Below are 22453 nucleotides of genomic sequence, written 5' to 3'. Positions count from 1 at the left end.
GTAGTTTTCAGGAGATTTCTATGTCTGGCTTATTTGGCCCTTATTATTCATCCTCATCAACTCATCGGGGAGCTCAAAAAGCATCCGCTGTGGCTACAGTTGTTGAAAATGGGCTCAATGCCATTAGCGGCGGCACTCTCAATGCAATTCCGAGTAAAGTGGTGCAGATTGGTTCATCCGGTTATACCATCTTTTGCACATCAACCCACACCAGCGAAAAAATCATTAATGGATTGGAAACCGGAATCACTTTAGCTCAGCTGGCATTAATCATTGCTTTGTACGTAATGGGTGAGGAATGTGCCAACGATGAGCATGCACTATGTAAAGCGTATTTTATATTGGAGGCAGTTTATTCCGGACTGTTGGCCTTAGCATTGGGAATAGGAGAAATGTCCAAGGATCCCACTACTCCTTCCGCCCCAACAGTATAAATTAACTTGATTAAAGGGAGAGCTCTATGCGTTTTGCCGGCATACTGTTTCTATTCTGCAGCACCTCGGTTTATGCAGATCTTAATGAAAAAATTGAACAATTAATTGAACAGAAACTGCCCCAGGCGACTGTGGGGATAGTGGTGAAAGATGTTGTTACAAACGAAATAGTTTACAGTAAAAATCCGGATAAGCTATTGGCACCAGCAAGCAGCACCAAGCTGCTAACCGCAGCGGCAGCGCTCTATCAATTAACTCCGGAATATAAGTTCAAAACTCAATTAATGACAAAAGGGAATGATGTTTATGTGGTTTTCAATGGTTCCCCTTCATTAACCTCCAAAGATTTGTCCAGTTTGCTTGCAAGTCTTCCAAAGAAGATCAAAGGGAATTTGATAATCGATGTATCACATTTTAAACCACCCTATTATCCTGGAGGAACGTCCTTTGATGATCTGGGCTGGTACTATGCTGCTCCCGATACAGCGGCAATTCTTGATGCGAATGAGGTTGCATTTAAATTTACCAGCTCCAGGCTTTTAAACAAACGGGTTCAGATTGAATCGCAGAAGCCTGATAATCCACTCCATCTCATCAATGAGGTGAATACGGTATCTGCTCAAACCGAAAAAAATCATTGCAATATGAATATTGAGGTCATGCCTGACAATACCTTGAAGCTGTATGGTTGTCTTGCCCAGTCTAAAGATCCCAAGGTAATGAGGCTGGCCATTCCTCAGCCTGTAGCAAGAGCCAGGAAATTAATTGAAGACTATCTCAAAATACATCGTATTGCTTTGAACGGTCATGTGAATACAGGCAAAGCGCCTGCCGATGCCAAGCTGATCTCCAGCCTGGAATCACCTGCCACGGAAAAATTGATTACGCATATGCTGCAAGAGTCAGATAATCTTTATGCAAATAGCTTCACTAAAGAATTAGGCTTTGTTATAACGGGTGAGGGCTCCTACAAGCAGGGGGTATTCGCGATTAAACAGATATTAAGCAAGAATACCTCGGTTGATGTTAAGAAAATTGCTCTTTACGACGGCGAAGGTACACGTTACAACCTGTTAACAGCTCAGCAACTCGTTAATCTGCTGGACTCCTTGTATCAAAATCAAAAGTTGCGTGAAATCCTTTTTAAGGCATTGCCGCAATCAGGCAGCAGCGGCAGTCTGAAGGCTCGTATGACAAAGACAGATCTGAATCATTTGGTTTATGCCAAAACAGGAACACTCCATGACGCATCCTCATTATCAGGTTTTCTGATGCGTCCTGAAAGAAATCCACTGGTCTTTTCAATCATTATTAATGGAGTCGAAAAGCCGATTTATATCGCAAAAGGATTGGAAGAGGAGATTCTTCTGGCAATCTATCAGAACCCGACCTAAGCTGGACAGGGCCAGGACCACTGCCATAAAGTTAAGGAATTTAGTCCTTCCCGCGAAGGCGGGAATCCATTCCTCAATTGGCATCATAGCTCGCTCAGAGATGGATCCCCGCCTTCGCGGGGAGGACAGTTTATATACAACTAAGCTTAACTTAATGGCAGTGAGGGCCAGCACCAGGCCTTATTTCGTAGTTAGCGGCGGCAGGGAAGTTTCTGGAGACTCCTTGGGTTTCTCCGCTAATTTTAGTGGGATGTGGCGGCTGATATCACGGCTTAAGCAGGTAAAATTAGCGTTCATACTGCTTACAAGGGTTTGCTGGTTAACAACCGGTAACTTGATGTGATAGTAAGCACTGTATTTCCTGTTCTCAAACGATGGTCCATAGATCACGTAATCTGCCTGCAGGATACTGTTGCCCTGACTATCGACTTTAAATTCATTAATGTTTACCTGAAGCTGAATGGCAGGGTCAAATTTGGGGTCCCAGGGAGCTACCTCGACCACGGCATTAGGAATAAGTGTGGAGAGATTGCTGCGAAGCACTCTTTTAACATTGCTCTGCAAGCCTTCAGCCCACTGATGATCATCTTCCATTTTACTCTGATTAGCGCTTAGGAAAAACATCAGCTGTGGCTTGGCCAGATACTCCGGTATACTCACATCGTCGATGCCAATACGCATCACTGAATGACTGTATGCCTGTGAGCTTGTATTTAAAATGGGATTAATGACATATAACAATGGCTCTTTACTTCGACCACAGGCAACCAAGAGTAACGTCAGTACAATTAAGAGATATTTTTTCATCACCTTCCTCTTAGCAAGGCATCGGGATGGCGCGCCAGATAATCAGTAAGCGTGCGCACGGAATAAGCCATTTTGGATACCTCTTTCAAACTTTCATTCCAATAGATCAAGGCGCTTGGAATCTGGCCTGTCATCAGATCGGCAAATTGATTAATACTGTCCGCCATTGTCTGAATAGCTATAATCGCTTCTTTTAGTTCTTTCGATTTAACAAAATTACTAATGTCATTCAGTGTACGCCTGGCCGTTCGCATCGTATCTTTGGCGCTCATATCGTCTTCGACAGCCACCTCTGTTGGAAATAAAGGGACTCCATGAAAAGTTCTGGCTTTAACAGAAGCCTGCTTTTTTTCCGCAAGAACCAGCTCAATAGTGGAGGTACCTGTCAGCAAATTGGGTGATGAAATAGTAGCAACGATCCCATTCTGGATAAGAATTTGAATTGGATTATCCCCAGGCTCAAATGATTTCTCGACAAAGAATTCCACATATACGGGAATAGATACATTGGTCTTGGACTTGGTAGCGGTCAGCTCAACGCGTTTGACTTCACCGATCTTAACACCGCGATAGGTGATAGGCGAGGTAGCATCCAGTCCGCTGAGAGAGCCTTTAAATAACATGACATAGGTTTCAATTTTGCCATGAAGGTATTGATTATAAACGAATAGGGTACCAAATACGGCTAGAATGAGAGCAAAAAAAACAAAAATACCTGTTCCGATATAAAATCTTTCCTGTTCCATGAAATTCCTAAAGTATTAAGTAAAGTTCAGTTTGACCAACACACTAATCACAACCAGCCAAAATAAACCCCGAGTTATAATTCTTGAAACTGCTCTTCTGACCGGCATCACCTTATTGGTAACGTAGTAATAGTAATAACCTGCAGTATAACTGGCAATGCTTGCATACAGAATAGTTTTGATCAGCGAAGTGATTACATCCGCTGGATTAATAATTTCTGAAAGACGCAAAAGGTATTCGTCGGTACTCATATGCAAAAGATAGGAAAAGGTTAAAAAAACACTGAGAAAAAAAGCCGCTGATATGTAGGTGTAAAGTAACATCGCTGTAATATTGACGCCTACAATCAAAGGAATAATGGTCTCCAGCATTACCCGATCGGGCGTATGATTTAAACTGGGATGATCCGGGTTAATCAGATTAAGCCCGCATTGCACACAGAAAATAAAACCAATCGGAAGGGGCGCCATATCGCGGATTATAGTGCTTTGTGCAATAAATAATGCCTGATTCTGCAAATTGAATGGTGCAAGTATGTAGTTAATGCTATAAGCCAGAGACATCCCAATCAGGCAGCTCAGTATAAGAAGCGGAAACACCAGCACTGATCCTGAATGCAGGGTACCAAGAATGGTATGGCTCCAGCGCACATCCTGCCATTTGAATATGAAGCAATAGGATAAATGGCCCAGATAAACAAAAAAGAGAGTAATTGCCCGATGCAGGCTAAAAATTTTCTGGCCGGTGTAAAAAAAAATTTTTGACATTAAATTTGACCAGTTCCCTGTTAATAATAAGCGCGCGTCCATTGAATGGCATTATTTCAGGCACATTCGATTTAACTTAAGCTACCATTATGAATATACTAAATTATAAGGGCTTCCATCTCTTATTAAAATACTTGGAATGGATTTAATTAACAGGCACGGAACTATGACACCTTGGTATAAAGAACTCCTGACACCACTAATTAGACGGATTGCGGATGATGATGAGAAACAATTAGCGGCAAATTTTGTTAATAAGGTTTTTTATTTTGTCGAAATGGAAATTTTTAATAAAATTTTGCCCCTGGAATGGTCTCTGGGTGTCATTAATCATCTCTTCAGGGAGTTCGGAAGTGAGAATGAACCCATTCTCTTAAAAGAATTTGTTCATATGATTCTCGGGCTCTCTTTGCTGCATGCAAAATATACCAATGATTTTGTGGTATGGACCAGTGATTTTGTACCCGTTCTTCCACTCCCCAAACCGGAAATTCCAAAAAATTATGCACGACCCTTGATAATGCACCGTTTACTCACTCAGTTCAAAGAAGACCAGATTTACCTGCAAGTGGTTCAGGGGGAGATATATTATTTTTACTTGTATGGGGGAACTGCGCGTGAATCTTTCATCGATAATTTGAATAGGGAAAGCAAATCAATTATCCAAAAAAAAATTCAGGGGCGACAACCACTTACAGAATCTGAGGCGAGTCTGTTAAGAAAAGCTTTGGTACTAAAAAACCCAAAGATTGAATTCCTTAAAAAATACCCTAATGCGGCATTTTGTACCACGTCTTATCCCCGATGGGATCAAATAAAACGTTCCCAATATAGTGAGAGTGAGAAAGAGTCTCTTTTTACCGCGAGGGAGATACTAAGCGAAATTGAAAATGAACTTTGGCCAAAACTGAAATTTGAAATGGGTTTTGGCTTGCGGCCCAATTCGCGAAGGGGGAAATTATTCTATGATTTATTCATGCAGGAACACTCCGAGTTTTTTTATATCAGTTTGTGCAGTGACTACTGTAAAGTTGAAGGAGGCTCACTGCAACTTCGCCGCTTTATTCATCGTGTCATACCAAAGCCAGTCAGAGCTGCCTGGGAGCATCTCTTTAAAATAATACCTCCTGCCTATCATAATCTGTTCATTCACTCATTGTGGACGCTTGATATCCCGGTTAGAGATCGAGAGCTTCTTGAAGCGATAATGACCCTCCTTAAAAAGTTTCCCGCTAATTTTTCATCATTACTTCCTACTTTTTCCAATAACTTGCTTCATCTGTTTTTACAATTACAACAAGCCTATGAAGCGCCTGAATCCGAAGGCGCCGAGCTTGGATTTAAACTCGAGTTATTGCAATACCTTCATAAATATGACTATCAAATCCATGAGCAGGGATGGCAGAAACTGACTGAAGCGGTCGAAGATAAACTATTGAATGATTCCTCATACGTTCTGCTGTTTTCACGCATTTCCAGCCTCAATCGTATCAACTGCAATCTATCTTCTTTTCAAGTGGAATTAAGGGATCTGGCTTGCAAACTCTTCAGAGAAGAGAGCAGAGGCGATCCTGATCAGCAATATGAGAGTTATTATACAATTTTTTTCAACAGGTTATATGACAGAAGAGTAGTTTTAACATCCCCTCAGGGACATGCAATAGTTCAAAGCTTGATTGATATGGGAAAGCACAAGTTTTCCAATTCATCAGCATACGATCTGAGCGACCAATTTTCATGTATCTCAATTAATCAGTCGATAAAAAGAGTCCGATTAGAGAGTCTTGTATTAACCCTGCTGGGCCTCCGAAGTCTAATGCCCGAACTTATCAGTAGAGCCTTGGTAGAAAAATATAAATATAACATCAATAACAGGCTTAAAAAACTGGTGGCGGCCGAAGTGAACTGGAAGCTGGAAAACAATGAACGTATCGAGATTAAACGAGCCTTGGTAAAAGATATATATTCTCAGGAGTTTCTGGGTAATCAGGCTCCTGTTCAATTGATTGCGGGAAAAGAAAATGTGGCATGTGGTTTATTCTTTTTTAGTATTGATAGCCAGGGATTGTATTTTCATCTTTCCCGTCTGGAAGCATTCGCCTGGACTCTTTCAATTTATTATCCTGCTGAAGGAAAACAGATATTGGAACTTGCAAACGAGTTGAGAGTCGCTGCTGTCGATATCCTGGAAAATGATCAGAAGAGTTCTAAAGAATTAAAAATGCTTGCAGTCAGCTTTATCAGATTATTAAACAGCAGAAATGATAAATTAACCAATATAAAACCAAGATGGGAGTCTTATTTGTCAGAAATGACTGAAGCGCTTGCTAATCTTGAGGTCTTTGAATCATTTGGTGAGTCATTCAAAAAATCTATATTGAGTTCTGCGATGACTGAAAACAGTCACTTATTTTTTAAAAGAAACTTAAGTTTGCAATGCCTGGAGGATTCTACCCAATTGCGCCCCCCCTCAAGCCCTTAGTTCAATAAATTTCATAGTTTTCTGGACTTTCAATTAAACTCTTTTAAAATTGTGGGTTTGTGAGAGAGCCCAGAGAGAATATGAATCCAATTGATGCGGTTATTTCATGGGTTGACGGCCATGATCCTGTTTATCTGGAAAAGCTGCGATCGTTTTGCGAACAATTGGGAATCAAACAGCACGCGGCCGTTGAACCAACACGTATTAACCACTGTAATGAAATTCAGTATTGCCTGCTTTCGCTTGATCGTTTCGCCCCCTGGATTAGAACAATCTTTATTATCACCAATCAGCAAATTCCTTCGGTAATCGCAGATTTACAGGGTAGTAGTCTGGCAAAAAAAATCAAAATAATTGATCAGAATGAATTGCTTTTACAGTTTGGCTCAAAAGCACCGGTATTCAACAGCATCAGTGTAGAGTGGTTAATCTGGCATATTCCCGGCTTGTCGGATCAATTTCTTTATCTCAACGACGATTTTTTTATCATTCGGGAGGTCAGCCCTGAGGATTTTTTTCACAACCAGCAGTTAGTTCTTCGAGGAGAATGGAAAGTGCAGGCAGAAAAAAAATGGACTTATCGACTACAAAAACAGCTAAGCCAATGGTTTAGCATTAAGGAGCCGCTTCCGAAGACTAATCCTCATCGGACATGGCAGGAAAAATCTGCCAGAATGAGCGGTTGGGATATGCATTTTTATCTTCTCCCGCATGCCCCTTTCCCTTTATTCCGAAGTTCTTTTGAGAAGTACATGACAAACAATTCTGAATTGTTTTCCAGCAATATACGCATTCCATTTCGTCATGCGGATCAGGTATCCAGCGTTCCTTTGATAGTTCATTTTGATTTAAAAGAAAAGCGGGCCGTACATGATCTTAAAAAACAGGTGACGATGGTTAATGGAGCCAGTCATTCTTTTCCTAAAATAAAAAAACGGCTGAATCAGGCCCATAAAAACAAGAATATTGCGTTTGTATGCATGCAAAGTATCGATCAAGCGCCAGCAGAGGTTCAGGAGTATATGCTGGATTGGCTGAAACAGCATATTGCATAAGGATTCTGAATGAATATTGTTATTGATATCACCCGGCTAATGCGGCGTAAACTTAAAAAACAAACGATTACGGGTATTGACAGGGTTACTCAGGCTTTCGTCAATCACTATAGCGAAAGAGGGCTCGCGCTTGTACGCTGGAGCGGCCGGAGCTGGATTTTACCGCGGGCTCAATCTCAGGCACTATTCAATTGGCTGAACACTGAGGGTACTCGTTCCCAGTTAGCAAAATGTATTATTAGCGGCATTTTCTCGCGCAAAAAAATGAGTAAAGAGACGCCAACCTTTTTGTTAAACACTGGGCATGTCGGTTTAGGACAATCTGATTATCAACGGCTGGCAAAAGAAGAGGGTATTAAACCCGTTTTCATCATTCATGATACTATCCCGATTACGTATCCTGAATATTGCAGCCCAGGAGAAGACCGGCGATACCATGAAAAAATGGCTTCCATTTTACCGCTGGCAAGCGCAATCATCACCAATTCAGAAGCGACTCTGAATGACTTAATCCTTTATTCAAAGCACCACAATTATGATTTACCTTATACTAAGGCTATTTTGCTGGGTTCAGGAATTCCACCAGCTATTGAACCTGGTTTAAAGCCGATCCAAAAGCCCTATTTTGTGATGTTAAGTACCATTGAACCGCGAAAAAACCATTTATTAATACTGCAGATATGGCGCCAGTTAGTGGAACAGATGGGAGAAAACGCTCCTCATTTAGTCATCATTGGCAAACGCGGCTGGGAGTGTGAAAATGTGGTAGACATTCTCGAGCGCTCTCATTTTCTTAAAACGTTCGTCACTGAATTATCACATTGCCCGGATGCAGATTTAGTCACCTATCTTTCTCACTCTCAAGCTCTGCTTTTTCCATCGTTCAGTGAGGGGTTCGGCTTGCCTCTTGTGGAAGCCTTGACCCTGAAAGTACCAGTAATTGCCAGCGACCTGGCAGTGTTTAAAGAAATTGCAGGACATATTCCTGACTATATTGATCCTTTGGATGGCCGGCGCTGGAAAGAACTTATCTCAGAATACGCTGCGACGGAGAGTAGTCGCAGAAGGGCACAACTCGAGCGTATTAATAGTTTTAAATACCCCTCATGGGAAGAGTATTTTCAGCAAATGGATTCTGTTTTGGAAGAGATGGGCTGTCCTTCTCACGAAGACATTGTTGCGTAAATGAAGATGGCTGCGCAAAAAACTGTCTTTGCGAGCGTTAGCGAAGCAAGCCAGTTCCTTGCTTTGTTCAAGTTTCGATCTGGATTGCTTCACTTTGTTCGCAAAGACGACAGGTAAAGTGAGTCATGGCAGCTGAACTAAGCTACTCGTCTCTATCACGGCACAAAACTGGAGGATGAGCTGTCATCCTGCTTTGCTCTTTTATTGCGCTGCTCAGCTTCTGTATCTACTTTATCCGTTATTACCGCCTTTAAATCCAATACCGATACAGTCCTTTTCAATCCTTTTTTGGGTGAACTGTTCGACTGGAAGAAACCAGAACTGCCTGGTGCAGATAGTTTTTCTGCATCGGAAGCAGCGGAAGTTTCGCTAACAGGCTCTGGCTTTTTCAATCGGGTATTCAGATCAAATACTTTCAGATCTGTATTGTCGCGGAGAAAAGCTTTTTCCTGAGAAGAAGCGCTGTCTTCAAGTTTTTGATAGTCCTCTTCACTCATTGCGAAAAGGGTTTCCAGTTTATCCTGGATGTGAGCAGCTATGTAAGCCGAGACCTGTTGTCCACCGTGGCCATCGTACACACCGCTCATGCCCATAAAACCGGGCGCCTCATTTGGCCTTTTAACCGTTTGTACAGCGACCGTCACATTATCGGAAGATCCATTCTTAATAGCCCATAGAGCAAGATACTCAGACAGCTGCTCTTCTGAAATGGTTTCTGATTTACCAGCAGCGGCGATTGCTTCCTTCAGATAGTTTTCCTGAGCCTTTTTAACGTCGCCCAGCGTTTTTACCTGCTTGCGTGCTCCATCTGTAAAGCCGTCTGAGGAGCTAATTAATTTTACTGAATATCCTGCGGGAATATTGGACAAGTCAACAATGGAAATATCTGGATCGGCAATAACAGGTAGAAAAAAGGCATCGCCAATTGCTCTGGAAACGGCAAGTCTGCCCCAAACCCGACCATTTAAAACATAATAACCTTCGAATTCCATTATACGTGCTCTTTCGAGGTCGGGCTTGTGCTCTCTCGCATTTAATCTGTAGACATCAATCACTTCGCCAGATTCATTATAAACAGCCGCGAATGTTGCAGCATCTGCAAGAAGTGCGGTAATCAGGAAATTATTTTTTATCACCGTTGTAACTGCGGTTGAACCGACTTGCTCAAGTGTTTTATCTCTAAGTATTTCAGCGTCAATTTGCCGATAAGCAGTCCATAGACGCTGACCAATCTGAAGAGGTGTCAAATCCAAAGAAGCGGAGTCTGATTTAAACCAGGCGGCAGTATCTTCCTGGTAAGCACGCCCCCCCTGTAACTGGCTGCCACCGTATCTGTGTTTAGAAATGTTATCGTTTGGATTATCGCCAGGGACTGGCATGGTCTCAGTAGAATTGTTTGGCATTGGTATCGGAAATAAATCAAATAGGCTTTATTTTATACTTTTAGGGGCTTTGTTTCAAGGCGTCTGTATTTTATTTCAAGTTTTTCAATTACTCATTTCTATAGCTTGGCATCATGCTAGATAAATTATACAATATGTCGAAAATAGCATCATCCGATTAATTCATGTCAGTTCACTACAATTTAGTATCTCGCCGAAATTTAAAAAATTTCATGCAAAAGCCTAACAAAAACTATAACCTCCATAGCTTATACGATGAAGCACGCACACTTCATACAGATTATAAAAAAAATAAGGAGAAAAGCCTTGTTGCGCAAATTGATTTTCTAAAATCAATTCTCGAAAAAAACAATGACTTCTATGATACGCAAATTTACAGTAAAAAAAGCTGGTGGAAGAAGATTTTCTACTTCTTTGGCTGGGTCCCGAAAGATGAATCTCGACTTCTCTCACTCAATAAGTCATTAAAAAAGCAAATTCAAAGCTTGGAAAAGATGAAGTTTAGCTTTGACTTTCTGGATAAATGGGTACTATCCATTGTGGATGAGCAAATTGATTCTCTTGTGGATAGTGAAAAAGATATCGACAGGCAGTTATCGAATTTGTCGCATCGCTCTTTACTTTCCGTCACAGACGTACCCGATTACCTGGAAGGAAATGCCAGTGTTACCGCTTATCGTGATTATGTTTCAGATTTAAATGATTATATCAGAACCTTGCCCGAGCAATCTGAGATCCAGCTTCGACTCAAGCGAATAGCGGTGCAGCTCAAGAGTTGTGAGGAGCAGGAAGGACGAGTTTTGAGACATCGTACGCAAACAGAGTATCTTATCAAAAATGGACGTCATCAGGATGTACAAACGCTTAATGAACAATTGCATGATGAAATGACATTTGAAGCGATTAAAAAAATTGATAATCTATGTCCTGGGGAGTCTGCTCTTTTCAGCCATGGTTTTTCCTCTACCCAGGGAGGGCATGCGACTCTGTTTGAAGTGGAAAAACTTGAGAAGGATTCTTCAGTTTTCCTGTTTATTAATACCGGGTATGGTGTTCAGAAAAGTTATAGTTGGCTAACCTCAATTGTAGACAATGTATTTGGTCTGGATAAAAGCCCCGCTAAAAAAACAAGCCCAATTGACATCGAGGAGCTGGCAACAGGCTCGTTAATGCCAGAGTTATTAGCGCCTAGAATCACCACCGCACCGGATATTAAAACCGGTTTACAAAATATGCTGCAGCCATTATCCGAATTACAAAGACAGGGGCGATTACTGGATGATGATCATCAGATAAAACATCAGAAAATGGGATCCTGTTCCCAGTCCTGTATTGATGCCTGGTTTGAGCGGCAATGCAAGGAAGCAGAGACTATTCCATTTCAGATATTTCGATTAAAGAAAACTTTATCAAAAATCGATCTGCTTTTACGAAACAATACACTCAATCTAATACAGCGTGAGGCTTGCCGACATATGCGGGTTGCAGTGTATGTTGAACTTAGGAGTTTGCAGGCCAGAGTGAACTCTCTAAACGAAAACACGCGTAACATACTCAGCAATAGCCTTGCTGATTTGAAGAGAGTGCGGGAAGAGAATTCTGAAGCGAAAGAAAAGGCAGCAAAACCGGTAAATTTTGAAGATCCTGATGAACTCGAACGCTACTGTAAAATAAAAACAACACAGCATTTAAACTCCAAATTTTCTTCGCAAGAGCAATTAAGAATAAAAAATGCGTCTCGGGAAACCGTTTCTGTGAAAACCGCATCAAGAACCTTTCTTCTTTTTGGTAAGAAAAGAAAACTCAGCGATGAGGAGATACAGGAAAATAAATTAAACAAAGTATTGCTGGCAAAGCAAATAATGCACGCCAGTGAATTATCAAATCGTTATAGTTTTCTGCAACAAAATCTTCTACAGCAGAGCGGACTAAATGAAGAAGAAACAAAGCGAATCGATCAGCTTGTGGCTTATCAACGAGAGAAGGGCGCGGTTCCCTATTACAGTCTGGAATTTTAAGGATTCAGTCAAAGTCAGAAGTACGATTAATGATTAAGACGGTCCCGGGTGGGGACCGGTTTATTTTCTATGTTATGAAAGCATTCCATTCAAGCAAAGAATGCTTGATGCAACTGCATGGCCAAAGTCATTTTTGTCATCAGCCTCGTTATCATCCTGATTGGTTTCTGCATTCTCACATTTTTGAATATAAATTTTATGCAGATCGACTGTTGTCTGGAGGATAGCCTGACTAAGGCTGCGGATTTTGCATTTGCATTGGAGCATTCCAGAGAGCGCATTCGAGATGCTTTCATCAGCTACAGGGCGAAACTCAGACAATAATTCAGCCAGGCTTGCTTCTGAAGTTTTTAAATTAATTGCAAACAATTTTTTCGCACTTTCGGAGGATAAGTTGAGTAATGCAGGAAGCATCATGCAGTAATACTGGAAAAACTGAACTTTCAACAATCCTGCCATTGCGATGCGTTGCTGATCCTGATAAAAAACAGGTTGATTTTGTTTGAGCTCTTCTTGGGTTGCATGCTGTGCAGGTAATAATCCATTCACTGTACATTGCAGCAATTGCTGCAAATCAGCCAGTTTGGCAGCGAAAACTTGCCGATATACGCGGTCAACTCCACCAAAAAATGCCGGATCATCCGAGTTCAATGAGATTATTTGTTTTTCCAGAAACTTTATAAATTGCTTGTGTTTATCCAAACCAGGAATTTCATTAGGATATACTGTAATATCGCTGATAGGGCAGCTTTCAAGCGTTACGCCCTTATCTTTCATTATATTTAAGTACTCCTCTTCATCAGCACTATTTTGCCCATGTGCTACCCAATCAAGAAGTTCTGTCGATTCCAGTATAATCTTCGCATCCGAGGATTTTTCCATATGCGCCGTGAAATACCAGGCTGGATTTTCTGCTGATAAGCGAAGCTCTTTGCCTTCCTTGTAAAACTCTTTGAATAGTTCAAACGGAAATGGCCCTTCATTGCCTGCCAGGCCTATTGTTGTAATTAATCCATTAGGGCAATCTTTAAGATCTTTCCAAATCTCGTTAAATGGTTCTGGATAGTGGTGGCGCTCCTGATAATAACGCAGTCTTAAAACACTAATCTCGCCAAAATCCTGCATTCCTCTCACTAATGCTCTGTTGTAAGCCTGATTAAAATCAGTAAAACTCATGTATTTTTTGCACTGGACCCAGGATATGCCGGGGAGGGCGAAAATAACATTATTTTCATAACAATATCTGTAAAAATCATAGGCAATGTCTTCGATATCCTGTGGTGTTCTAATAAAATCAGAAATTTCAAAAAAATCATCGAGAAAGCCCTGAAAGTCTTCTACCCCTCGATATTTAAACAGGTTACCGCTCTCATGAACAAGATCTTCACGGAATTGAAGACCATTTCTTGCGGCAATTTCCCTTGCTCTTTTAACCGTTATGAATCCGGCTTCTCCATGAACATGGAGGTCGACTTTGGGCAATTTGTTAATCAGCTCCTCAGCCACAAACTTATTTCCCAAGTGATTCTGTAAATTCTGCAATAACTCTTCAGTTATTGAAGGCAGGGCGGGTACTGGCCTTTGTTTCGAGCTGATCTCAAATCCTTGCAAGTCAATCACAGGCTTAATCGCGGGTGAGGAAGTGGCTTGCTCCTGTTTAAACATACTATTTTTCATTTAATTTTGTCCTTACTCCATTTAAGAGACGTCATTTTTTCATAAATGAAAAATAAGTTCCATAAATAACTTGTCTGTCCTATTTAGCAGCATTATATTGAATGCTTACTTTGAACAAGAGCAATGTACTAAGCTCAGAAACTATTAAACTGTAAAACGAGCATGGATGTTTTTTAATTTTTGTTCGCCGCTCAAACGAGCATAGGCCTTCTCAAGCAAATAGTCCTTTTTCTCTTTCGGTAAATGTTCAATAATTTTATAAAAACCATCGGAAGACAGAGACAAAAACAGGCAGGTCGAACTTGTTTTGACAGTGGCATTTCGCTCACAATTATAAAGCAAGGCGACTTCTCCAAAAAAGTCGCCATCACTTAAGCTTGCGATAATTATTTCTTCGCCATCTTCAATAGAAAACACATCAACCATACCGATAGCAATAATATAAAACTTGTCCCCTTGTTCACCTTGTTTAAACACAATTTCATGTCTGTCAAATCGCTCGGTAGTCATGTTGTTCGCAATGTCGACCATGAGCTCTTTATCGAAATCCGCAAAAAGAGGTATGTGTTCAAGCCATGCAGGATTAACTCGCACAAAGCCCTGTTCCGGCATTAAGGTGAAGCCTTTTTGTTTATTCCATAGCTGATTATAAAATCCATTTTGATTAACCAGAGTGCTGTGGTTACCCGATTCCACAATTTCACCTTCCTTCATAACCAGTATCAAATCAGCATTGACAACCGAACTTAGCCTGTGTGTTATCGAAATAATTGTGTGCAAGCCGGTTAATTTATCGATGGTTTCGTCGATTAGTGAAGAAGAAAAAGGATCCAGGGCTGAGCTTGCTTCATCCAGACAAAGAATCGCAGGGTTGGCAACCAGTGCACGGGCTATACAGATCCTTTGTTTCTGGCCGCCAGAAAGATCTGAGTTTTTAGGGCCTATAAGCGTATCATAGGTATCAGGAAGCTGCATAATTTCATTGTGAATTCCAGCCTGTTTTGCGGCCTCAATAATTTCATTTTCTGATGCGTCCAAACGGCCCATTCTGATGTTTTCCAGGATGCTTCCCTCAAAAAGCTTGGGTTCCTGCAATACCACCGAAGTCTGCGCAAGCAATGTTTCCTGGGTGAAGTCACGATAATCTGTTGAATCAAAAAAGATAGTACCTGAAGCAGGAGTAATTTCCTTTAGAATAAGTTTTAAAAGGGTGCTTTTACCTGAGCCGCTCAGGCCAACAATCCCAAGGAATTGTCCTGCTGCAATTTTAAAACTAATCTGTTTCAGGACGGTTCTGTCATCATAACTAAAGGTAACGTCTTTTATATAAATTCCTTTCTCAAGTCGTGGAAGAAAAACTTCTTTACCGGGTGTATTTTCCATCTCCAGTAAATCTTCAATGATCTTCAAGCTTGACGCACAGCGCATAATCACAGGCAAGGTGTTGCTGATGCTATTTACTGCTGATAAGAAATTTCTAAATAACAGGATAAATGCAATAAACGAGCCCATGCTTAATAAATGAAAAAATACCAGGACTCCTCCCAGAATATAAATCAAAAGCATGGAAAAATTGATGCCTATTAGCAAAGAGGCACTGGAAAGACCTAAATTGATGTTATATCTATAATTAGCCTCTGTTGATTGTGTAAGAAAGGATTTGAATCTGTTTTTTTTGAACTCTTTTAGAAGCTCTAATCGTATTACGTCCTGCATTCTAATATTTTCTTGAATGTTATCCAGTATTTGGGCATCCATTTTTTGTTTATCGCTTATTGCCTGCGCAGTTTTTCTGAAAAAGAAACGTGGCAGCGCCAGAATTATTACCAGGCTGGGTAAAATAATCAGAGCAATAATCCAGTCAAAATAAAACAGAAGGGCTCCAGCAATAAAACAAAGTAAAACATCACTCAAAATACTCCAGGTTGAAAACAGGGTAGTACTTTCAATAAGTGCAAGATGTTCACTAAAATAGGAGATCAGAGGAGAGGATTGTTTTTTGTAATAGGAGTTCAGATTTAAATTCTGAAGAATAACAAACATTTTATATCTCAAATGGCTGATAATCTTTGCCCCCATAGTGGACAGAATTTTTGTGCGCATCAGAAAAGCAAAAATAAAAAGGATATAGTTAGCAAGTAAGAGAAACATCGTCAGCGCTAACAGAGAAATATTATTTGTTTTTAAAACATCATTAATTAACCACTCGACGATCACAGGTTGAATGCATTGAAACACTACCGAAAGGATAACGGAGATAAATAAAAGTGAAAACAATAAAGGCTGTTTTTTCTGATATCTGAATAAGCTTTGATAAAATTTAAAAAGACTCATTGTATCCCTTTCAATAACAGGTAACTCTATCCAGGCCGATGCGGTTATCTTGAGTATATATCAAAAAAAAGAAGCAGTTAGATTACTGATTTATGGGCATAAGCCTGATTGAGTTGTTCTGGCTGACTCGGATCGCATTGAGAGTCAGCCGGAAGATTTCTAAAGTCAGGCCCTTCACTGCCACTTGGAATAATGGCAAAGTCTGCTGTTCTGACTTACACCACAGCCATCGTTATTAACTGAATGTCTATAACCTGAGTTACCATTCGCACCCAGCCAAAAGCCAATTATATGCGATAAATTAACCCCGGGTACTTTGGGAGCTAAAATGGCACTGTCCATCCAAATAGCGTTTTTGAAGTTGGTGTAGACACCAAAACCAATCGCTGTATGAGTAGTCACATTGCTTCCCACTTTATAAACAGCGTAGCCATTAATATTTCCATCCATCCACTCTTGCTGGCTGGGAACATCATAGGCAGGCTCCGATTGAAACTCATACATTATTCCGCCATTTCCATTCCATACGACGTTGTATTTTTCAAAATGCTCGGACATAAGGTTGTAGGTTTTGACATTATTGCCATTGATGATAATGCCATAATCACCGGCGTTTTGAGTCCAGCCCACATTCGAGCCATGATCTGCACGCCATAACCAGGTGTTATCAATAACCACATCATTGCTGTTAATAACCATACAGCTTCCAGCAGTACTCTTGTAGTTATTGGGTCCGCCTACACGACAATACACATCATCAATGAAAACAGGATCAACATGGGTTGTATTGTTCGCTGAGGCACCTACCTGCAGCAAAACAGGGGCCGAAACTGGACCACCATCGATCATAAAGCCAGCTAGCTGAACCCCTTCAACATCACTAACATTCATGATTGGTTTGCCTGTATCGGAAACGAAGGTCGGATATCCCATCCCATATATAATTGTATTTTTTCTCGTGACATTAATGGTTTCTGTTAAATGATAGACGCCTGGGGTGATGAAAAGATTGCTTCCCTGTCGTAAAGCTGCGTTGATTGAGGCTGCACTATCCCCTGGTTTTACCATATAAAATGACGATATCGGCAGGTTTTTGCCTGCAATATGCCAGTCAGTACCGGAAACATTTTTCCGACGCGTTCTTACATTTAGTGCGAATTGATTGGTAAGTTTATCAAATACCAAATAAGGTTTTTCTTTAATCAAAGGCACTTTATCAATGATACTGTAAGGTGGATTGGGCCAATTACCCGCAGGTATCTGACTTCCCGGTGTAATACCCACAAACACCATGTTCCAGTTACTGCCATTCCAGGCTTTAAACTGGGTATTTCTTGTCAGATATTGTTGCTGTGTACCTGAATAAATGGTTCCATCCACCCTTGAGTCTGCAAGTAAGCCGCCGCTTGACCAGCTTACATCATTTAAACGCAAATCGCCCATTACGTGAATGCGTCTTGCTGGTGATGCCTGAGAGACCGCCCAGACATTCTGGTTTTTAGGAATAGAGCCATCAGTAAGAGAGCCCAGGGTAGGAATAATTGCAAGATTTTCCATTGAGCGCCAGAATACGGTGGTGACTCCACCCAGATTGGGTCTATCCTGAGTACGCACGGCACCGGTTATGACGACATCATCGGGCTTTTGTCCCGCACCGACAACAGAGGTATACACTCCAACACGCACATCAACTGGTGATGAAGCTGTGCCGTATTTTCCCGGCATGAATATAAACGCATAGCGATTATCAGAGAAATCAACAGAGTAGCTGTTCGCAGGATTATTTTGCTGATTGTAGATTTGAAGAATCCTGTTATTGATTTCACTGGCGGGCATAGAGGGATCGAAGATGATTACGTTTGAACCAAATGGATTATCTACACCAACTTGATTATCAGTATCTGCAAAAACGGTATTACACACAGGTAACAAAGACAAGCCAAGTGATAAGATAAGTTTCTTCATAAGTGATTTTCCTTAATCGATTATTAATGGGGAACCTAAAAGCCTAGCATAGAAATTTCATGTTGTCAGATCGCAAGACAGCCATTTCGATATTTGATGAGAGCTCAGAGGGTAGGGTATATCAGACGTAGAACTAATATTTCAGCTAGTCATTTGCTTAATATTTGCGCATGATTTAATGATGCATACTAAACTAAACGATAGAGATTCTCATTATTTTAGCTGAAAAAAAATGAATGACATGCCTCAGAAGCTTGCAATGTATCTGGCAAAACTAAAGGAAAAAACAACGACTCATGCGGGTTACCCTTATAATCTCAATTATAACTATGACGAGTTAATACCTTTTCTGAAATTTTCACTCAATAATCTGGGCGATCCATTTGTGCGATCCAATTATCAAATTGAAAGCAGGGAATTTGAACTGGAGGTTCTCGAGTTTTTTGCAGAATTATACAAGTGCAGCAACTGGTGGGGATATATTACCCATTGCGGCACTGAGAGTAATTTACATGCCATGTTATTAGCAAGAGAATATTATCCCAATGGAGTTCTCTATTTTTCAGAAGATACTCATTACTCTATAAAAAAAGCTGCCAAGATATTTTGCATACCCTATAAAGAAATTAAATCACAATCCAATGGAGAGTTAGACTATCAGCAACTTTATCATGAACTGGATTCTACGCGTCCTGTTATTTTAAATTTAAATATAGGTACAACGTTTAAGGGGGCGATTGATGATATCAATCAGATTTCAGCATGCTTCGAAGAAAAAGGAATCAAAGAGTACTACATTCACTGTGATGCTGCATTGGGGGGTATGTTAGTTCCATATTTAGCCCCAGACATGATTAATTTCCACGCCAACATTCATAGTATTGCCATATCAGGGCACAAGTTTATTGGTGTTCCTTTTCCATGTGGAATTATTTTGACTTATAAGTCAGTAGCGAAAAAATTTTGCAATTTCATTGAATATTTAAACTCTAATGATGCAACAATATCGGGTTCCCGAAATGGCCATGCCGCATTATTTCTTTGGTATAGTATCATGCAGAGAAAAGATGAGTTTAAAACCGAGGTAGAAACCTGTCGTCTGAACGCAGAATATTTCGCTAAAAAAATGTGTGACAATCAACAAAATTGCTTGCTGAACAATTACTCCACTACACTTGTTTTTGATCTTCCAAATCCTGGTCTGGTTGACAAATGGCAGCTTGCAGTATTAGGTAAACAAGCTCATTTTATTGTAATGCAGAATCATTCCAAAGAAACAATTGATCAGTTTATCAACGAATATCTTGCATTTAGATAGACCAAAACCATTTGGTATAAACCAGTATTTTGACTGTTTTTAATCAGATGGTGTAATATGTTAGCTTTAAAATTAAAAATATGTATTTATGAAATCAATTTTACACTCCCTTAAACGAAACGAGAAAACAAGTCTAAAGCGAAAAGATACCACTCCCGAGAGCATTGGAACCGAGAAAAAAGCAAAATTATCGCCAGTGATTCGAGCATACGAAGCTAAAGATAGGAGTTCTGTTCAACAAATCATTGCAAACGGTTTAAATACAACAGAAGAGTCTCCAATGTGCGAAAAAATTAGAAAGCATTTAGATACTTTTGATAGCCAAAGCAAAGAAAACTGGCCTCAATTTAATCAGCGGTTCTGGGTTGCTATTCTTGATGATAAAGTAGTCGGTTGTGCTGGACTTATGCGGACCACTTACCAACCTAAGGATGCAAAGAAAATGGTTACTTTACATCATTTAAGTGTAGCCGCTGAGTTTCGCAGGAATGGGATTGGTCATGCATTGATGAATCATATTGAAGAATATTGTAAAACCCAGCAAATCAGCCGCTTACGCGTTACTACCCAGGTAGATCTCGAACCAGCCATGTCATTTTATGAAAGCCGCGGTTATCACATCACCGAAAATAAATCTAAAACCGTAACAAAAAGTAATAAAGGACTGGTGCGATACGAATTACAAACGTTTAAGCCATTGATAGAAAATGCCGAAATTATGTCGCAACTTGGAGTATTTAATACACAATCTCCAGTATCCACTGTTAATTCATTTAAGGAAACACCAGAAAAAGGGCTTTATCAGCTGTAGTAATTTGTGAACTATTATTTGCAAGCGCTTGTTAATCAGCGCGCTTGCTTTAGGTCTGTATACTTACTTCTCGACTGCTTTATAGGTCTCTGTTAGTATCCACACAGACTAAACCCAAATACAGAAAAGTTATGAAACAGGGAATGTTGAATCTAATATTTAAAATAATATCTATCGGTGTATTACTTCTCGCCAGTATGAGTGACTACGCAGCCGAACAAATCTCTCTTTCAAAAAATATTTATGTTAATGGCAGTCTTCCCTTTGAATCGCATCGGGGATCAGGTCCTTTCGATACTGCGATCGCGATGAATATTCAATACCAGCCAATTAAATCAATACGAGAGGAACTCTCAAGCTATCTGCAATATTCCTTGCGATTTTTCACAGGATGGAATGAAGATGGGGAAGCGCATATCACAGTGATAACACCCCCAGAATACTCCGAAGTCATTAAAAAGTTTGTCAGCATAGAACGAATTGAAGAGATTGCCATAGAGAATAGTATTCAAAACTCGGATGTGAAAATTTTGGGGTTGGGAAGAGGTGTCGCAAGCATTAATGATAAAGCAGAGGAAACTTATTTTCTTATCGTAAAATCTAAAAATTTATTGCAAATTCGGCAATTAGTTTATGAAGAATTCGTCAAAAATGGCGGTAATAAAGATGCCTGGAATCCGAGACATTTTCATCCTCATATTACGGTCGGGTATTCTTTAAGAGATCTTCATGAAACGGATGGTGTGATTAAAGATGTAATGCATTCGCTGGATGCTCGATTTGAACTGGTATCTACTGAATAGACAGATCACCCTGGCCCTGTTAAGGGCCAGGTATTCCTGCCGGAGCCGGTTGCCTTTGAAGAACGACATTGCTCGAACATTTCATAGCTTGTATACAGATTTTAACCACTCCTTTGCTTCTTGGCTGATTTTTTCATCCTGTAGAGCAATGACTGTAATCGCAGACTTTTTATCTCCTTGCACTCCACATATTTCATCCATTAACTGATTCCAGCTTTGCAATAGCTCAGATGAAGAAATTTTTCCTACATTATTCAGAATGGCATAGGCACGTTGTTTCAAATAAGCATTCATTGCCTTATCCATCCAGCAAACGATTTCTGGCGTCAAGCCATGCTCGTCAAGTCCCTTTCCCTCAGCAAAGCCTTTTTCGAATTTTTTCGTCCGAAGATGAGCATATTTTTTGCCGTATAGGTTATTGACCCAGTCCATCAATTTTTTCCCTAGACGAATACCCGTTTCGGAATTAGGATCGTCACACAGGCTGTTTTTAAACTCTTCAACCAGATGAAACCAGTTTTTTTCAAACGTCTCCTTTTGTTCTGGAGTTGAGTTTGTTCTTAACTCAGTTTCAAATTTTGCATAATCTTTCAGTTCATTAGGTGTAAAGATTTCTTTAACCCATGCATTTTCTAGTTGTTGCGCCATTTTATATACCTCGATTAGTTCGATTACTTTTTTCCAGGGAATGGGTTTATTATTGCTGCAATCTTGCGAGATGCGGTCTAATATCGCACTTGCCTCCATTAATGAAGCTGCCTTTTCCCGTAAGCACCTTGATTGCATGGCAAGATGGTCTGGTGCATTATCATTTCTGGTAAGTAATTCCTGGATTTGAGTGAGTTCAAACCCCAAAAATTTAAGTGCAATAATTTGTTGCAGCTTTAATAAATCCTTTTCAGAGTACAAACGATAATTATTACTTTGACGCAAACTGGGTTTGAGTAAACCAATTTTGTCATAGTGATGCAGCGTACGTACGGACACTTGGACAAGATTTGCAAACTCTTTTGGCCGCCATTGTTTCATCGTTTTTTCCTCCTTGTATCCAAGGTTAGTGTATGACGCAACGTCATAGTCAAGCTTTTTAGATCCAATTTTTAATTAAATATTGGGGTTGATTTCCTGAAAAAGTTTGTATACTACCCACTGAAGGATGTGTATCTGATTTGAGTTCGATGTTAGTTATGTGCTAAATTTCAACTCTTGTATCAAGGGCCTCTATGTTAGCAACAAACATCATTATATGCGTA

At 40.2% G+C, this 22453-nt stretch carries 17 protein-coding genes; 9 read left to right on the top strand and 8 right to left on the bottom strand.

Going from position 1 to position 22453, the window contains the following annotated elements:
* The first annotated feature begins 20 nt into the window (after positions 1–20).
* Positions 21–434 (top strand): hypothetical protein, encoded by a 414-nt coding sequence (locus B1207_RS08505; RefSeq protein WP_112219568.1) that lies wholly within the window; start codon positions 21–23, stop codon positions 432–434.
* Between the two features lie 26 nt (positions 435–460).
* On the top strand, positions 461–1828 hold the full coding sequence (gene dacB, locus B1207_RS08500; RefSeq protein ID WP_112219567.1) for a D-alanyl-D-alanine carboxypeptidase/D-alanyl-D-alanine endopeptidase: 1368 nt from the start codon (positions 461–463) through the stop codon (positions 1826–1828).
* Between the two features lie 180 nt (positions 1829–2008).
* On the opposite strand, the gene B1207_RS08495 is transcribed toward dacB, so the two are convergent.
* From B1207_RS08495 to B1207_RS08485, 3 genes are read right to left on the bottom strand one after another with little or no spacing between them, the layout of a single operon-like run.
* On the bottom strand, positions 2009–2635 hold the full coding sequence (locus B1207_RS08495; protein WP_112219566.1) for a PqiC family protein: 627 nt from the start codon (positions 2633–2635) through the stop codon (positions 2009–2011).
* On the bottom strand, positions 2635–3381 hold the full coding sequence (locus tag B1207_RS08490; RefSeq protein ID WP_112219565.1) for an MlaD family protein: 747 nt from the start codon (positions 3379–3381) through the stop codon (positions 2635–2637). The genes B1207_RS08495 and B1207_RS08490 overlap by 1 nt, the downstream gene beginning before the upstream one ends.
* Positions 3382–3396: 15 nt before the next feature.
* Positions 3397–4149: an ABC transporter permease gene (locus tag B1207_RS08485; RefSeq protein ID WP_133140445.1), complete on the bottom strand. Its 753-nt coding sequence runs from the start codon at positions 4147–4149 to the stop codon at positions 3397–3399.
* A 166-nt stretch (positions 4150–4315) separates the two neighbouring features.
* On the opposite strand from B1207_RS08485, the gene B1207_RS08480 reads away from it, so the two are divergent.
* From B1207_RS08480 to B1207_RS08470, 3 genes are all read left to right on the top strand, one after another.
* Positions 4316–6631 carry a hypothetical protein gene (locus B1207_RS08480; protein ID WP_112219563.1) on the top strand — a complete coding sequence of 772 codons (2316 nt, stop codon included), beginning with the start codon at positions 4316–4318 and terminating at the stop codon, positions 6629–6631.
* A gap of 80 nt (positions 6632–6711) precedes the next feature.
* Positions 6712–7686, top strand: a complete 975-nt coding sequence (locus tag B1207_RS08475) for a Stealth CR1 domain-containing protein (protein ID WP_112219562.1) — start codon at positions 6712–6714, stop codon at positions 7684–7686.
* Between the two features lie 9 nt (positions 7687–7695).
* Positions 7696–8871, top strand: a complete 1176-nt coding sequence (locus tag B1207_RS08470; RefSeq protein WP_112219561.1) for a glycosyltransferase family 4 protein — start codon at positions 7696–7698, stop codon at positions 8869–8871.
* A 155-nt stretch (positions 8872–9026) separates the two neighbouring features.
* On the opposite strand, the gene B1207_RS08465 is transcribed toward B1207_RS08470, so the two are convergent.
* Positions 9027–10274, bottom strand: a complete 1248-nt coding sequence (locus tag B1207_RS08465; protein ID WP_112219560.1) for a PP2C family serine/threonine-protein phosphatase — start codon at positions 10272–10274, stop codon at positions 9027–9029.
* 212 nt (positions 10275–10486) lie between these two features.
* Here B1207_RS08465 and B1207_RS08460 point away from each other — a divergent pair, with 212 nt between their 5' ends.
* Positions 10487–12292 carry a hypothetical protein gene (locus B1207_RS08460; protein WP_146740051.1) on the top strand — a complete coding sequence of 602 codons (1806 nt, stop codon included), beginning with the start codon at positions 10487–10489 and terminating at the stop codon, positions 12290–12292.
* Positions 12293–12364: 72 nt separating this feature from the next.
* On the opposite strand, the gene B1207_RS08455 is transcribed toward B1207_RS08460, so the two are convergent.
* From B1207_RS08455 to B1207_RS08445, 3 genes are all read right to left on the bottom strand, one after another.
* The gene (locus B1207_RS08455; protein WP_112219558.1) at positions 12365–13969 is read right to left on the bottom strand and encodes a hypothetical protein; all 1605 of its coding nucleotides are present in this window, start codon (positions 13967–13969) and stop codon (positions 12365–12367) included.
* Positions 13970–14113: 144 nt separating this feature from the next.
* Positions 14114–16303 carry an ATP-binding cassette domain-containing protein gene (locus tag B1207_RS08450; protein WP_112219557.1) on the bottom strand — a complete coding sequence of 730 codons (2190 nt, stop codon included), beginning with the start codon at positions 16301–16303 and terminating at the stop codon, positions 14114–14116.
* 174 nt (positions 16304–16477) lie between these two features.
* Positions 16478–18268: a coagulation factor 5/8 type domain-containing protein gene (locus B1207_RS08445; protein ID WP_112219556.1), complete on the bottom strand. Its 1791-nt coding sequence runs from the start codon at positions 18266–18268 to the stop codon at positions 16478–16480.
* 241 nt (positions 18269–18509) lie between these two features.
* Here B1207_RS08445 and B1207_RS08440 point away from each other — a divergent pair, with 241 nt between their 5' ends.
* The 3 genes from B1207_RS08440 to B1207_RS08430 all read left to right on the top strand — a co-directional run bounded on the left by B1207_RS08440 (position 18510) and on the right by B1207_RS08430 (position 21200).
* Positions 18510–19586 (top strand): histidine decarboxylase, encoded by a 1077-nt coding sequence (locus B1207_RS08440; protein ID WP_172458222.1) that lies wholly within the window; start codon positions 18510–18512, stop codon positions 19584–19586.
* A gap of 88 nt (positions 19587–19674) precedes the next feature.
* The gene (locus B1207_RS08435) at positions 19675–20397 is read left to right on the top strand and encodes a GNAT family N-acetyltransferase (protein ID WP_112219554.1); all 723 of its coding nucleotides are present in this window, start codon (positions 19675–19677) and stop codon (positions 20395–20397) included.
* A 143-nt stretch (positions 20398–20540) separates the two neighbouring features.
* A complete protein-coding gene (locus tag B1207_RS08430; RefSeq protein ID WP_172458220.1) occupies positions 20541–21200 on the top strand; it encodes a 2'-5' RNA ligase family protein in 660 nt (219 codons plus the stop codon).
* Between the two features lie 81 nt (positions 21201–21281).
* Here B1207_RS08430 and B1207_RS08425 read toward each other — a convergent pair whose 3' ends face one another.
* On the bottom strand, positions 21282–22229 hold the full coding sequence (locus tag B1207_RS08425; RefSeq protein ID WP_112219552.1) for a MerR family transcriptional regulator: 948 nt from the start codon (positions 22227–22229) through the stop codon (positions 21282–21284).
* Positions 22230–22453 lie beyond the last annotated feature (224 nt).

The organism is Legionella quinlivanii (assembly GCF_003265995.1).
GTDB lineage: Bacteria > Pseudomonadota > Gammaproteobacteria > Legionellales > Legionellaceae > Legionella_C > Legionella_C quinlivanii_A.
Note: the sequence above shows the minus strand (reverse complement) of the source record. Positions and strands in the feature narration are given on the sequence as shown.